We start from the raw sequence: 15072 nt of genomic DNA on the forward strand, positions 1-15072 counted from the left end.
TATATGACGCCGGAAACGCTCAATGCGTATTTTGCGGCAGGAACCCCGACGTTACAAACGCTCAGTGTAGATCCGCATTGCTGGTTGCGAATCGACCCGATCCGTGACGAGCTCCAGTTGTTTACCCCAGAGACGGGTGACCTGCCCGACCTCGTCGCCTATGAGCGACTAAAGGTGAATCTCGACGAAATGGATGGACTTGCCTGCTATCGAGTTGACGTGGAGGCTGGTGATGCACGGTACGAGGGATACAGCTTCATTGCGGCCGTTGTCGATGCAATGAAATCAGGAAAGACTCTTGCTGCGGCGGTTCAGGGAGCACTACGTACTTTCATGGATCTCCTCGCTAAGCGGCGTCGGCTTACACCGGAACGAGAGCAGGGTCTGATTGGAGAGCTGCTCTTGTTTTCACACTTGCTGGACACGGTTGGTGAGCACGAGGCAATGCAGGCGTGGCTTGGACCTCAGTCCGAAGAACACGATTTTGTCCTGGCGACGTGCGACGTCGAAGTGAAGACTACTCTCTCCGAGAAGCGCGTGCATATGATCAATTCGGCGATGCAACTGCAACCGTCACCACGACGTGTGTTGTGGCTAATCTCGATTCAGCTTACGAAGGCAGGTGCTGCCGACGAGAGCGTAAGCCTCACGGGACTTGTCGATAATATTCGTCCTCGTCTCGGAGGTGGTCGCGAGTCGTTTGACGAATACCTACGCAGGCTCGGGTGGCGTGATGACGACGTGGACCTATACCGCACAAAGTATATGTTGCGGTCGCAGCCCGCCGCCTACTTGGTCGACGAAGAATTTCCCGCAATTACTCGCCCGCGAATCGACATTATCGTGCCGCAATCCCACTTTGTCGGTGCCATCTCATACCGTATCGACGTCTCATCGCTGCCAGCATCCGTACCACCGCAGCCACTGACCGAGTTTGCCATGACCTCTAGGGGGGAAATATGAGCGACATCGTTGCCGTCGATCACCTGATTTCTGCGGTGATTCTGCAGGAGTTGAAAGCGCTTGAAGGCTTTGCCCCGGAGAACCTAATTGAGAACGTCGGGTTCAGGGCCCGCAAGGACAGGCCAGAGGGTGTACCTGAATCGGAAATCCTTGCGATCCTGACCGCCAATGATCCGAATTTAGCGGTCAAGACAAAGTTTCGTATTCTACTGACAAAGTGGGATACCGCGGAGTCCGGCGAATGGAGGGCGGATTCCGATCCGAGATCGATGGAACGCCGGCGCCTTGTTTACACCCTGCTTGGGTTTACCGATTCCAGCATTGAGGCACTCGACAAGGAATACCCTCGGGATCTCAGTGGCTTCACGGTGATCAGCGAGCCGATGCAGTGGGATCCGTGGTACACAGACACGCGCCGCGCCGAACATGACTTTTACTGGCGCGCATACCGCGGGGTTCTTGAGGGTAGATGGGATGCAACGGCAATCTCCAAACTCGATTCGGCCACCGACGAGATCGTTAGCCGCCTTGCAGACCCCGAACGAGATGCTTCGTACCAATCGAAAGGACTGGTCGTCGGATACGTCCAAAGCGGAAAGACGGCCAACTTTAGTGGTGTCATTGCGAAGGCGATAGATGCGGGCTACAGGTTGATCATTGTGCTCACCGGAACCGTAGAAATACTTCGCAGCCAAACCCAGCGTCGTCTCGACATGGAGCTCGTTGGAGAAGAGAATATCCGTGGCGGTATTGATCCGGACGACTCGGATTTAATGGCGGGTGTTGACTACGCGGGACAGGGCGACCAGGACTGGTTTGACGGTAAGTTTCTCAAACATGGTGTGAACATTGCTGAGCAAGACAATATTCCGGGGATCATTCGGCTTACTTCCCCCAATTGGGACTACAAGAAGCTTCTCGCTGGTCTCGGTGCACTCGACTTTAGGGGTGGACATGAACTCGCCGTTAAGAGCAAGAAGCTGTACGACCCAGCAAACCTGCATCGGACTAATGTTCGTCTCGCGGTGGTAAAGAAGAACAAGAGCACTCTTGAGAAACTCGTCGCAGACCTGAAGCGGATCCATACAAGGATGGATGAGATTCCGGCGCTGATTATCGATGATGAGGCTGATCAAGCGTCGGTCAATACCATCAATCCCAACCGGAGAGGAAAATCGAGCGACGAGGTCGAGCGGACCGCGATCAACAAGCAGATTTCCGCACTCCTGGAGCTTCTCCCTCGATGCCAATACGTGGGGTATACAGCGACGCCATTCGCGAACGTATTCGTCGATCCTGATGACTCCGAGAACATTTTTCCTAAGGACTTCATTGTTTCGCTAGAACGTCCCTCCGGTTACATGGGTGGGTCCGACTTCTATGATTTCGATCGGGACTTCAGTGATAATCCGAAAACGCCTGTCACCTCGAATGAGGCGGCATTCGTTCGGAATATCGAGGCGAACGCTGGAGATGGACGGATCACGACTCTTCAGCGGGCGCTCGACTCGTTCGTGCTTTCCGGAGCCATAAAACTATATCGGGAATCACATGGTGCGAAAGAGTTTCGGCACCATACAATGCTCATTCACGAGTCGGTGAAGATGGCCGAACATGCTGCGCTACGCGTGGAGATCCAGCAACTTTGGATGCGTTCGGCGTACAGTTCGATCGCAGGGCGCGCGCGTCTTCAGGCACTTTGGGCGGAGGACTATCAACCCGTTAGTCTTGCTCGGGCAGAGGACGATGACCGTGTTCCCGCGAGCTTCGACGAATTGAGTGATTTCATCGGCAAAGCGGTGGACAGAATATCATCGCTGGGCACGCCTGTCCTTGTTGTCAACGGAGATACAGATATCGACCAACCGGCTCTCGATTTTCAGTCGACCCGAGTCTGGAAGATCTTGGTCGGGGGTACAAAACTAAGCCGTGGGTTTACTGTCGAGGGGTTGACCGTCTCCTACTACACTCGACGCACACTGATGGCTGACACGTTGATGCAGATGGGGCGCTGGTTCGGATTCCGTAAGGGCTATCGCGATCTAGTTCGGTTGTATGTTGGTCGAGCAGTAGTTGCAGGTAATAAGACCTACGACTTGTATGAAGCTTTTGGTGCGATCATCCAGGACGAGGAGCAGTTTCGTGAGGAACTAAAGCAATTTGCCGACACAGAGGAAGACGGCCGACCGTGCTTCACTCCGATAGATGTTCCTCCTCTTGTTTATCAGCGGCTTCCCTGGCTCAAGCCGACTGCGGGAAACAAGATGTACAACGCGGAGTTGAAGTTCCGAGGAGAGGGTGCGAAGCTCGTTGACTTCTCAATGCAGGACGTGCGAGGTAAGGGTGAGAACAATGCGGCTCACTTCGCGGCGGTATTGCCGTTAATAATTGAGCTTGACAGAACTGGAGAGTTTCAATATCTGGAAAGACGAATTGAAGGTGATCGGGTTGGCAACTTTGAAGCTAGGTACGGCATCATCGATGCTCAAGTTGTAATTGATGTGCTAAATCAATTCCGATGGGCTCCTAATTGGGAGTTTGGTCCACATGCTGAGTTCTTGCGGCGAGCGATTGATGCGAATGAACTTACAGACTTCGCTGTATTATTGCCGCTGCTCACTAACAGCGTGACTCGCTCTGTGGACGGCATGGAAGAGCCGATTCCGATTATCAAGCGGAAGCGCCGCCTCGACCGGCCTGGCTTCTCGGGTAGCTCGTTTCGTCAACGGCATGCCATTGAGCACATCGCTGGCGGCGAGAAGCTCGGCGGCGACGTAGCGGAGTCGCTCTACACTCCGACCCGCGGCGCGCTGCTGCTATCGTTTGCAGCTGACCCGCACGGCGTCGATCCGAATTTTGGCGCGAATCCCGCTGATCTCAAGCCTGTTGTAGACCCTAGGGATATCGCGACGCTATTCTCTTACGCCTTGCCCAAGGCGGCCGCACCTGGAGGAAGGATTGGCTTCGCCGCGAAGAAACGGGGGAACCAGCTGGTCGTAACCAACGACTGACGCGTTCACTGTCGCCTTGCAGGTGAGCCGCACAAGGTGTACCCGACCGGCGTCAAGCTGTCGGTCGGGTACACCTGATATGTAAGAACCTTTGTCAAGAGGGCAAGGTGAGGCGCCGTCGGGGAGCGACCCTGACGGCGCCTCATTGCTTCGCCCTCGAGTCTGCGTGGTGAGCGTGTCGACAATACGACGCGCGGTCAGACTGATATACGCGGGTTGGCTACCGCAGGACGGGATTTCGGCTGGATCGCATCCGCATCTCTAGCCCGACTTAGGACATTTTTAGTACCCCACGAAGCCGAGATCCGCGAGGATTCTCTGCTGAGCGGCTGGGATCTGCGGCGGGAACGACTCGGTGGCCCCGTTGATGACGATCGTGGAGGTCCGCAACGGCCGTAGCTGCTTGACGACATTGCCGATCGCCAACCCGGTGTGGTCCTGGACTTCACGGGCGACGGCCAGCGCGGCGAACACGATGGTCAAGTGCGCCTCGATCGCATCGCGGGTGCGATGGAACATCGGTCGAGCTCGCAGATCGGTTTTCGACATCCGGAACGACTGCTCCACATGCCACAGATCATGATACTTCGCGATAATGTCACGTGAATCCATCACAGAGACAGGCAGATTCGAAACATACCCCTTCAAACCGATGAGAGAGCGGGCCCGTTCGATACTCGCAGTATCCAGACGCCGGCCCTTCGTGGTGACGGTGACGAACCGGGTCGCTTTCGCGGGCTTGGTGCCGTCGATGACAGCGCGGGCACGAGCTTCCTGCAGGTTGAGGGTCTGCGCATCGCGCACCGCACGTTTGCGCGAGTACTGCCAGACTGCGCGCCACCCGTTCGGATGCGTCGCCGGGTCCCACACCGGCTCGGCCCTGGTACGCACGTTGTTGACGGTGCTGCGCCCGTGACGTGGGGTGATGGTGTCGATGATCTGGCCGTCGGTGAACAGGTCGCCGTGCCAGTGAAAATGCGAGGCGAGATCGCCGGGTGCCTTGGTGACACGGGACCCGACGATGAACTTCACGCCGGCAGCATCGAGATCGGTCAGGTTCGAGGCGGACAGCATGCCCGCATCAGCAGCAACGACCATCTCGGTGTCGTCCAGGCCGTGCCGCTGCTGGAATCGGCGCACGATCGGCACGATGGTGGTGGTCTCGGCGGTGTTGCCTTCGAAACATCCGATTTCCAGCGGGAATCCGGTGCGATCGACGAGCAGACCGACCACGATCTGCGGATCGACGCGACGCTCCTTCGAGTACCCGACCTTGCGCAGGTCGTCTTCCTTCTCCGCTTCGAAGTACAGGGTCGTCACGTCGTACAAAATCAGGGACAAGTCGCCGCTGGTGGCGGCACGGGCGAAGCATCGCGTCGCGACGATGTTGCGATAGTCGCGAGTGACCGCCGCGGCGAGATGTCGTTGGATTGTTTTGTACGAGACTGTATCTGCACCGAGATCGTCGAGGACTCGTGCGGAGTCGGCTTTCGAGGTGGGTTCGACGATCCGGGCGATGACCAGATCTCGGAACACGGTGTCGCCCACCTCGTCGAATCCGAGTCGGTCGTAGACGGCGCCGAGCACGTCGTAGAGCAACCGCGAACTCGTGCCCAGGGTGCGTCCGGCCGGCGCCACCGAGGCGGCGGCAGTCCGCTCGGGTTCGGGTCGCCAGTCGGCGACCTCGTCGACCCGGGCAATGCGGGTGGAGACCTCGAGGTCGAGTACGCCCTGCTCACCGTCGACGATGCGACGAGCCCGGGCGAGCAGCACACCGAGTTCCGCATCGGTGTGCGCCGACCCGAGGTGTTCGATGATCTCGACCCGGCCGCGGTGTTTGCGGGCGACCTGCACCGCGACTGCTCCGGACGCGGTCCGCACCTTCCGCACGTATGTCACCGCCGGGACGCTACCTGATTAGTACCCCAATCCACCCGATCGGAGGAGCGAACATGCAGGTCACGGAGCCGAGCATCAATCTACCCGCCGGTAATGTCCTAACTCGGGTCTAGCATCGAGCGTCGACCCCGGAAGGCCTGCTCATAGGTGTATCGCGGGTCGATCCACGCGCTGCCACCACCGAACCCATGGGACGAAGCAGTCCATCAGGCCGGCTTCAGCAATCCATCACCGCCAGCGACCAGCACCACCCCGCCAACTCCCGGGCGATCGCCGCATTCGCGACGACGGGTCGTTTGCGGCGTTCGAGGAACCCCACCCAGCGCCCGTGCAACCGGCGGTTGCCCTCATCACCACGGGCCCGGGCCGCGGCCGGGGCCAGATCCCATCGCGACCGCATTACCGCTCCGACGTGATAGCGGGCGCGGTGATGCCAGGCCGCTTCCACCAACAGCCGACGCGCATGAGAATTTCCGGTCTTGGTGATCGACCCCTGCGCCCGCGACGATCCCGAGGAATACTCCGAGGGCACCAACCCGACGAACGAGCCGATGGTGTTGCCAGTGAACCGAGTCCAGTCCCCGATCTCCACCGCCAGACCGAACCCGGTCAAGGTGGACACCCCACGCAGGCAGCACATCCGGCGCACCACCGGAGTCAATTCACTGGCCACGGCCATCTCCTCGATCGCCACATCGAGTCGTCGGCGCCGCGCCTGCATGGTGAGCACGTGGTCGTAGTCGGCGTCGAACGCCATCCGTGTCGCCGGCGAGGTCAACTGCGGTGCGGCCTCGGTACGCAACCAGCGGTCGTGCGCCCCGCTCCAGGCCTGTCCGCCGTAGTAGACGATGCCGCGGCGCAGCAGCAGTTTCGACAACCGGTGCCGTGCCCGCATCAGATCTCCGCGGCAGTCCTCCCGGGCCCGGACCAGATCCCGCGCCGCTTCCTGCCCGACGGACGGGATCGACACCGAGGTGACTTCGTCCAGGCGCAGCAACCGGGCCAGATGCAGCGCATCGCGGGCATCGGTCTTGACCCGATCCCCGGCGGGTTTGTGCAGCTTCGACGGAGCGGCGACCACACACCGAATGCTCGCTTCGGTCAGATATCGGTACAAGCCGAAGCCTGTCGGGCCGGCCTCGTAGGTCACTGCTGCCGGGCCTGGTAGCTGCGCAATCCAGGATCGGATGTGGTCATAGGACGGCGTCAGTTTGGTTTGGAGCACTTCGCCGGTGACGCTGTCGATGGCTGCTGCTGCGACCGAACGTGCGTGCACGTCCAGTCCTACGCTCGTACGCTCGGTAAACACCGGGGCCTCCCACCACTGTCGGATAGGCCGGGCAGGGGGATTCCTACTCGGTAACCCACGAACATGGGTGAGAGGGGCCCCGGCCCGCAACCCCTGACTCAACGCCGGGGCTGCCCATACCGTCTAGACCCGCTGCATGCTCTGGCAGCGATGGGCCGAATACGAGCCGTGGCCGAGACGGCTTTTTGTCACGTGTCACCTCCCCGGTCCACCTTAACCCCGCTGTTTCCTGCAGGGCTGCACACGCTGTCGTCGGGTGATCGATTCGATTGATCGCCTGTTTAGTTTTACTGCAGTGGGCGGTGTTACAGCGCGATTGCGTTGGCTACGTCGGCGCGGCCGATCAAGCCCCTGATAGTTGCGACAAACCGCGAAAGGCATGGCTACGTGCATTTGTTGGAAGTCTGAGAAGTGACGCATCAGCAAGATTGGCTCCTACGCGGCGCTGATAGTGCGGCAGGTACACCTCACCGCCCGTCCCTCCTCGTCGTCAGGCAGCCAACCGTACTCGTCGCACTCGGCGCACTTCGGTCGCTGGATACGAGGAACCGGTAAGGCTTGCCAAATCGGCACCCAGGCGTGCGCGTACCGCATCGGGTCACTCGGCCGGTGCGCTGCCTTCGCTGCGGCGACCAGGGTTGATATGTCATGCGTCGCTATGAGCGCTTCGATCGTAGCCACGGCATCCGGGCGGAGGTAGGCGAATGTCGCCGATAATCCGGATTGCTTGCATGCCGCCGCCAAGCGAGCAATCTCGGGACTCTGGGTAGAGTTCGAGACTTGGCGCGTGCGGTTGGTTTTCGTCCTTGATGAATCAATATTTGAAAGACCGCCTGGCTCTCCGCTGTCCGCGCGACCGCGCGTCGGCTTTTCAGGCTCCGGGCCGGTATGCGGCTCTTCGTAGATCGTCTGGATAGTGATCCACTGTCCGCGCTCGTTCTGGATCTTCTCCCGGAGCAAGTAGCCGAGTTCTGCCAGCTCGCGGAGGGCGGAGCGGATGGCGTCGCGTCCCTCCTTCGGTGACTGGCCAGCGATGGCGTCGGACCGGGTGCGCCAGTCGTCCGGCTTCGACAGCAACCAGATGAGCACGCCACGGGCGCGGAAGGACAAGCGCTCATCGTTGATGACAGCATTGCTGAGGATGGTGAAGTTGCTGGCGAGGCGCGGTCCACGACGTACGCCGCCAGCCAGGGTATTCTGGCCCACGTTCGACTCCTACTTAGTCGGACATCCGGCCCGTCGGGAGTTGCCGCTCCTGGCGGGCCTTCTTCAATTGTGACGTCACTCGGAACGGTGACGATCTTGGAATCTTGACATCGAACGATTGCGAAGGCAATAGAAACGACGAATGTTGCCCATGCCCAACGCGATTAACGCTGGGCATGGGCAACAACTACATCAGGATGAGCGCGCCTGCACACCGAGATCACGCAGCGACCGCCCGTCGGAGAGCCTCCAGTCGCGCCACCCGTTCCGGGTGCGACCGCACTTCTCGATATGTGGAGCGGACGGGTCGTCGTACTCTCGTGACTATCGAATCCGAGATGTCCGGTGGCGGTCACTTCCGAGGTATGGGTGAGACCTGTGGCGGCGTCCTGGTAGCGAAGAGTGTCCCCGACGCTCAGCCGGCCGTCCCGCACGTGTGGCAGGTCCCCGATAGTCGGTCCGGTCGGTTCTAGAGCCGATTCCTACGTGCAGTCGATCAGTCGATCTCGCACGCCCCGGGCTGGTGCCGGTGGGTGCATCCGGCAGCGTACTCGGCAGGAGTTCGGTACCCCAATGCCGAATGACGGTGTCGGTGATTGTGGTCGTCCTTGAAGTCCTCGATCACCACCCGGGCCTCGAGCAGAGTGGGCCAGTAGTTGCGGTTCAGACACTCATCGCGCAACCGGTTGTTGAGCGATTCGATGAACCCGTTGTTCCTCGGCGTACCCGGCGGAATGTAGGACACCCCCACCGACCCAGCACAGAAGTCCCGCAGCGCTTCCGAGATGAACTCCGGCCCGTTGTCCATGCGCAACACCAGCGGCGGCCCACCCCACATCGCGAACGCCTTCTCCAAGCCTTCGATCAACCGCCCGGCGGTGATCGAACGGTCCACGATGTTCAACAACGACATCCGGGTATGTTCATCGACCATCGACGCGATCTTCACCGTCTTGCCGTCGACGGTCGAATCGAACTGGAAGTCCAATGCCCACACCACATTCGGAGCATCCGCATCGACGACCGGAACGGAGGACAGGCCGGCACGTTTGCGGCGTGGAGCACGCCGGACCTGCAATCCTTCTTCTTTCCACAGGCGGTGCACCTTCTTCTTGTTCACCTCGATGCCCTGGTCGTAGCGCAGCCACGCCCACGCCCGACGAAACCCGTGCCGCGGATGCTTGCGGGAATACCTGCGCAACTCTGCGCGCAGATCGGCGTCCGGGTCGCCTGGTGTCTGCGCCAACGGCAACCGCCGGTAAACCGATCGGGAGAGCCCAACGACCTTGCACACGAACCGCTCCGACATCTGCATGGTGTCGGTGAGCATGGTGATCGCGGCGCGTTTGGCGGTCGGGCTCAGAATTTTCCAGTGAATAATGAGAACAACCCGCTGGCGAGACGGCCTGACCCGGAATTTTCCTGGCCACGAAGTGCCTTTCGCAGGATCCCGCACCGAAGGAAGGCCTCATCACGTGACACCGACCCGAGCCCCCCAGCACATCTACTGCGGCATCGACACCCACGCCGACACCCATCACGCCGCCGTCATCACCGACACAGGAATCCTGCTTGCACATCACCAGTTCGACACCACCACAGCAGGATATGACGCTCTGGTCGAATGGATCCATCATCATGGTCACCCGATCTCGGTGGGCATCGAAGGCACCTGTTCCTACGGCGCCGGCATCAGCCGCCACCTACGGCGCCATGACATCGACGTGGTGGAGGTGCCCCGACCGAACCGCAAGCTCCGCAGAAGCGAAGGCAAGAGCGACCCCATCGATGCCGAAGCCGCCGCCCGCGCCGTCCTGGCCCGCCACCAACTTTCCGAGCCCAAACACGGCGACGGACCCATCGAAGCGATCCGGGCCCTACGAGTCGCCCGATCCGGCGCCGTAAAGGCCGCAACCGCCTCGATGAACACGATCCGCGCGATGCTTGTCACCGCCCCCGAAGCGCTGCGCACTCAGCTACGCGGGCGCAGTACCACGGCATTGCTCGACGCGTGCATCGCGCTCGAACCCGACACCGCCGCCATGACCGACCCGGTTGATGGCGCTCCTTGATCCTGCTCAGTCCTGCTCACCGAAAGTGCTCACCCGTGTGGCTCCGCCGATGAGGGCGGGTCTCCTTCGATGCTGGTGGTCTCTGACCACGCACCAGCACCCCGAAGGAGACCCGCTTTCTCATGTTGACATGGGAGGAAGACGTGGAGATCCACGCACTGCACAAACGAGGCTGGACGATCTCGGCGATCGCCCGGCACACCGGCCGAAACCGGCGCACGATCCGTAACTATCTGAACGGCACCACCACCCCAGGAGTGCGCAAACCCGCTGGTGAGGACCCGTTCGAGCCGTTCGTCGCCTACGTCACCGCTCGTCTGACCGAGGATCCGCATCTGTGGGCGCGGACCTTGTGCGACGAACTCGAGAACCTCGGCTACACCGCCTCGTATCAGACGCTGACCCGCCAGATCCGGCGACGACAACTGCGTCCGGTGTGTCAGGCCTGCGCCTGCGTCACCGAGCGTCCGAACGCGATGATCGCGCATCCACCGGGTGAGGAAACCCAGTGGGACTGGCTCGAGCTGCCGGACCCGCCCGCCTCGTGGGGCTGGGGCAAGACCGCATATCTGCTGGTCGGCTCGCTGGCGCATTCCGGGCGGTGGCGCGGGGTGCTCGCCCCGGCGACGACCCAGCCGCATCTGATCGACGGTCTCGACCGCATCGTCCGTGAACTCGGCGGACTGACCCATACCTGGCGGTTCGATCGAATGTCGACGGTGTGTCACCCCAACAGCGGGAAGGTCACCGCCTCGTTCGCCGGCGCTGCCAAACACTACGGCGTCTCGGTCGCGATCTGCCCGCCTCGGGCCGGGAACCGCAAAGGCGTCGTCGAGAAAGCGAATCTGACTGCTGCGCAGAGATGGTGGCGAACACTGCCGGACGAGGTCACCGCCGAGCAGGCGCAGACGAGGCTGAACGAATTCTGCCGTCTGCGCACCGACACCCGATCCCGGACCACCCCCGAAGGGAAATCGACGGTGGCGGCGATCGCGGCGGCCGAACCCCTGACACCACCCCCATCGGTTCCGTATCCGGTGACGGTCACCGAGACCCGCACCGTGTCACGGCAGGCGTTGGTGGCCTACCGCGGCAACCGCTACTCGGTGCCCCCGGAACTGGCCGCAGCACAGATCACCGTCACCCGCCGACTCGGTGACGAGGTGATCGACATCGTCACCGCCTCACACATCACCGTCGCCCGCCACCGCCTCGCTCCGGACGGGGCCGGCGCTCTCGTTCGCGATCACGGCCACGTCCATGCCCTCGACCAGGCCGCGATGGCCGCCGCCGCGGCCGGAGGCCGGCCGCACCGGCGCAAGGAACGCATCCCACCCGGACCCGACGCCCTGAGTGCGGCAGCAGCATTGCGCACCAACACCACTGACCGTCACTTGTCGTCGACGACACCGCGATCGACGGTGGTCGACCTGGCCGCCTACGAGCGCGCCGCCCGCGGAAGGAACACCCTGGCATGAGCACCCCCGACACCACCATCCACGCCGCGAGTCTTTATCAGCGGCTGCGCGGTCATCTGGCGACCTTGAAGCTGCACGATGCTGCCGAAGCGCTGCCGTCGGTGCTCGACCGGGCACAGAAGGACGGTCTGTCGATGACCGCTGCTCTCGAACAGTTGCTGTCGATCGAGGTCGATGCCACCGAAGCGAGGAGATTGGCCGGGCGGTTGCGGTTCGCGTGCCTGCCCACCCCGGCCTCACTCGAGGACTTCGACTACGACGCCGCCCCCGGACTCGATCGGGCCCTGATTGCCGAACTGGGCACCTGCCGGTTCCTCGACACCGCGACGAACGTCCTGCTCATCGGGCCACCGGGGGTCGGGAAGACCCACCTGTCGGTGGGTTTGGCGCGGGCGGCCGCGCATGCCGGCTATCGCACCTACTTCACCACCGCCGCCGATCTGGCCGCACGCTGTCACCGCGCTGCGATCGAAGGTCGGTGGGCGACGACGATGCGGTTCTACGCCGGCCCGACGCTGCTGGTGATCGACGAACTCGGCTATCTACCCCTGCCCGGCGAGGCCGCATCCGCACTGTTTCAGGTTGTCGCGCAACGCTATCTGAAGACCTCGATCATCATGACCACCAACCGGGGGGTCGGGGAATGGGGTGAGGTCCTCGGCGATACGACCGTCGCCGCCGCCATGCTCGATCGGCTCCTACATCGGTCGGTGGTGCTCAACCTCGACGGGGATTCCTACCGGCTGCGTGACCACCACGCCCGGTCGGAAAAACTCCGTCAAGCCACCACCGGCACCCGGCAACCGCTACAGTGAACCCGCCCACGGGTGGGCACTTTCGACGAGCACAAGTGAGCACCTTCGCTGAGCCTCATCACGGTCAACGCCACGATCGTCGCCCTGCGCTCACTCGCGAAACGGACACGCGAACTACGCAGGGAAGCACAAGAGCTCAAGAAGAATCTGGCCGCACTTGTCAAGGAAGTCGCCCCACGAACCGCGAGCGTGTTCGGACTCGGCCCGGACACCGCGGCGGCACTGCTCATCACCGTCGGCGACAACCCACAGAGGCTACGGTCGGAGTCGTCCTTCGCTCACCTCTGCGGCGTCGCGCCCATCCCCGCATCGTCGGGGAAGACGAATCGGCATCGACTGCACCGCGGTGGCGATCGTCGCGCCAACCAGGCCCTGCACACTGCCGTCGTCGTCCGCCTCCGATACAGCGACAGCGCCCGCAGCTACGCGGAACGCCGCACGTCAGAGGGCAAATCGATGCCCGAGATAATCAGATGCCAGAAACGCTATCTCGCCCGCGAAGTGTTCACCGCGCTACGACAGGACTACCGAGCTCTGACCACTTGACCTCTATAGGAGCGTCCTTCGCGATCTCCCGCAGCGCGTCCTTCTCCAACTCGGCATCTGCGAGCAATCGCTTGAGCCGGCTGTTCTGCTCCGGCAGTTCCTTGAGTTCTTTCGCCGCATCGGCATCCATGCCGCCGTATTGACGACGCCAGTTGTACAGCGTCGCCGCCGACACCTCGAGCGCAGCGGCGATCTCCTCGCCGTTCTTGCCTTCCGCGGCCAACTCGTCGGCCCGGCGCAGCTTGCGCACGATGTCCTCCGCCGAGTGACGTTTGCGTCCCGCCATGATCCCTATCGTCCCTTCCTCGCCCTCACCAGGGCAATCAGGACTCTAGAACAACCCGGACCTACTCACAGGGGTCACGCCAGCCCGCTTTCCGTCCGATACATGTAACGCAGTGCGCGGCACCGCCAAATGCAACTATGGCTCGACCAATCCGGACTCAACCTCAGTCGAGTCGCTGGTCCTCGATCATCTCTCGGTATCTTGCATATTCCTGCTCGACCCGATGAGGAATGCTCACCATGGTGCCCTCCTCCATTCGATAGGTGCGCTCCGGATCACCTCGGAAAGAAAGCCAGTTAAAACTTGTGCTGATCCAGTGCCCATCGAAAATAAGAATTTTCGCATGGGTGTTCTTCAATCGGGTAAAGGTAAAATTTTTCTCGTATCGGTGTGCAAGATTGGTAAGCCGCGTCAATGCGTAACTATCGGAACCAGAGTCATCCTTGCCGTACCCATGCGCGATAGTTACTTCTACGCCGGACTTGAGCCTCCGCTCCAGTTTTGCAAGGAAATCAGTCGTGACAACGGCCTTGCGCACCCAGGGTGAAATGATTAATAATCGCTCTTTGGCGGTATCGAGAGCTTCGGCAAGCAAATCTGCGTGTTCGTGCACACTTATGCTTCGGACTAAGGATGTGTTCCCACTGTCGGCTGTAGGGGTGGGCATCTCGTCGCCTAACATTGCTGGCTCTGCCGCCTCTGCCTCAAGAGTGGTCACGCGCTGGAATTCCAACTCATCGTCCAGAACTGGGCGCGGGTCGGCTTCTTCCATGGCAAGACCTAGTCGAGCGACTGCTTCGATGCGGTCCAGAGCGAGGCCATGTTCGGTCGCCATGTCATCATCGATGACAACCGCCAATTCGAGTTCTCGACGGCTGGCGTCACCATATATCAGAAGTTGCACGGGCAGATAACGGTGTTTTGTGCTGACTACCTTGTAGATGCGCAGTACCTGGAGGGTGTCTTTCTTCAACAATGCATTGAATCCGGCAGGGGTGACGTCATCGAGTCCGATTCGCGCGTTGCGCGCTGCCGGAAGGATGGTCATGCCCTGTTCTTGAGCCTCTTTCTTAGTGACCAATGCGCGTTGGGGGTATTCGGCGATTTTCCAGACTAGCCGGTCAAATACAACTGGGAGTTGTTCTAGCACCGGCGCCGTTGCTGCGAGGTCGCGGACAGCCTCGATCCCGAGGGGGGTCAGTGTGAGTCGGTTTCCGGATGTGCGGCGTCGCAGGCGACTCTCGCTAAGTTGAGCAGCGGCAGCATCCAGTACATGACTCGGTTCGAGCCCTAGGTACGCAGCGATTTCTCCGGGTGAGTCGACGCCAAAGTTTACAAACCTCAAGGTGAACTCCTCGGTTATGGGAAGTTCCTTTCTCTGCTGCGCAAGCACATCAGCCCGAGCGACCGTGACTGGAATAGCCGCGTCTTCAACAGCAATGAGCTGCAGTCCCGGGCGGGCGTCCCCAAATCGACGTTGTAGAGTC

General features: G+C 61.1%; 11 protein-coding genes and 1 pseudogene. 6 read left to right on the forward strand and 6 right to left on the reverse strand.

The window, feature by feature from the left end:
* Positions 1-3: 3 nt before the first annotated feature.
* Complete coding sequence (locus tag RBB84_RS03470) at positions 4-963, forward strand: PD-(D/E)XK motif protein (protein ID WP_064257740.1); 960 nt, start codon at positions 4-6, stop codon at positions 961-963.
* Positions 960-3974, forward strand: coding sequence for a Z1 domain-containing protein (locus tag RBB84_RS03475; protein WP_350247164.1), 3015 nt, complete (start codon positions 960-962; stop codon positions 3972-3974). Before RBB84_RS03470 ends, RBB84_RS03475 begins: the two co-directional genes overlap by 4 nt.
* 282 nt (positions 3975-4256) lie before the next feature.
* Here the strand turns inward: RBB84_RS03475 and RBB84_RS03480 are convergent, their stop codons facing one another.
* The 4 genes from RBB84_RS03480 to RBB84_RS03495 all read right to left on the reverse strand — a co-directional run bounded on the left by RBB84_RS03480 (position 4257) and on the right by RBB84_RS03495 (position 9718).
* Entirely contained in the window at positions 4257-5873 is a 1617-nt protein-coding gene (locus RBB84_RS03480) for an IS1634 family transposase (RefSeq protein ID WP_350247165.1), read from the reverse strand.
* A gap of 217 nt (positions 5874-6090) precedes the next feature.
* The gene (locus tag RBB84_RS03485; RefSeq protein ID WP_064257831.1) at positions 6091-7182 is read right to left on the reverse strand and encodes an IS110 family transposase; all 1092 of its coding nucleotides are present in this window, start codon (positions 7180-7182) and stop codon (positions 6091-6093) included.
* A gap of 435 nt (positions 7183-7617) precedes the next feature.
* Positions 7618-8388 (reverse strand): hypothetical protein, encoded by a 771-nt coding sequence (locus tag RBB84_RS03490; RefSeq protein ID WP_064257804.1) that lies wholly within the window; start codon positions 8386-8388, stop codon positions 7618-7620.
* A gap of 496 nt (positions 8389-8884) precedes the next feature.
* Positions 8885-9718 carry an IS3 family transposase gene (locus tag RBB84_RS03495; RefSeq protein ID WP_064257803.1) on the reverse strand — a complete coding sequence of 278 codons (834 nt, stop codon included), beginning with the start codon at positions 9716-9718 and terminating at the stop codon, positions 8885-8887.
* Between the two features lie 145 nt (positions 9719-9863).
* Here RBB84_RS03495 and RBB84_RS03500 point away from each other — a divergent pair, with 145 nt between their 5' ends.
* From RBB84_RS03500 to RBB84_RS03515, 4 genes are all read left to right on the forward strand, one after another.
* Positions 9864-10460: an IS110 family transposase gene (locus RBB84_RS03500; protein WP_064257802.1), complete on the forward strand. Its 597-nt coding sequence runs from the start codon at positions 9864-9866 to the stop codon at positions 10458-10460.
* A 122-nt stretch (positions 10461-10582) separates the two neighbouring features.
* Complete coding sequence (locus RBB84_RS03505; RefSeq protein ID WP_350246314.1) at positions 10583-11938, forward strand: IS21 family transposase; 1356 nt, start codon at positions 10583-10585, stop codon at positions 11936-11938.
* A complete protein-coding gene (gene istB, locus RBB84_RS03510) occupies positions 11935-12753 on the forward strand; it encodes an IS21-like element helper ATPase IstB (RefSeq protein ID WP_350246316.1) in 819 nt (272 codons plus the stop codon). Before RBB84_RS03505 ends, istB begins: the two co-directional genes overlap by 4 nt.
* Positions 12754-12942: 189 nt before the next feature.
* Entirely contained in the window at positions 12943-13299 is a 357-nt protein-coding gene (locus RBB84_RS03515; RefSeq protein ID WP_231912049.1) for a transposase, read from the forward strand.
* A 16-nt stretch (positions 13300-13315) separates the two neighbouring features.
* On the opposite strand, the pseudogene RBB84_RS03520 reads toward RBB84_RS03515, so the two are convergent.
* A pseudogene (locus RBB84_RS03520) lies at positions 13316-13585 on the reverse strand (transposase); the annotation flags it as partial.
* A gap of 163 nt (positions 13586-13748) precedes the next feature.
* Complete coding sequence (locus RBB84_RS03525; protein ID WP_350247168.1) at positions 13749-14978, reverse strand: phospholipase D-like domain-containing protein; 1230 nt, start codon at positions 14976-14978, stop codon at positions 13749-13751.
* Between the last annotated feature and the right edge of the window lie 94 nt (positions 14979-15072).

Source organism: Rhodococcus sp. D-6, from assembly GCF_040256695.1.
Lineage (GTDB): Bacteria > Actinomycetota > Actinomycetes > Mycobacteriales > Mycobacteriaceae > Rhodococcus > Rhodococcus pyridinivorans.

Bases quoted from the DNA above. Each gene is read 5' to 3' on its own strand.
- RBB84_RS03470 (WP_064257740.1), top strand. From the start codon at position 4: ATGACGCCGGAAACGCTCAATGCGTATTTTGCGGCAGGAACCCCGACG.
- RBB84_RS03475 (WP_350247164.1), top strand. From the start codon at position 960: ATGAGCGACATCGTTGCCGTCGATCACCTGATTTCTGCGGTGATTCTG.
- RBB84_RS03495 (WP_064257803.1), bottom strand. From the start codon at position 9,718: ATGCTCACCGACACCATGCAGATGTCGGAGCGGTTCGTGTGCAAGGTC.
- RBB84_RS03505 (WP_350246314.1), top strand. From the start codon at position 10,583: ATGTTGACATGGGAGGAAGACGTGGAGATCCACGCACTGCACAAACGA.
- istB (WP_350246316.1), top strand. From the start codon at position 11,935: ATGAGCACCCCCGACACCACCATCCACGCCGCGAGTCTTTATCAGCGG.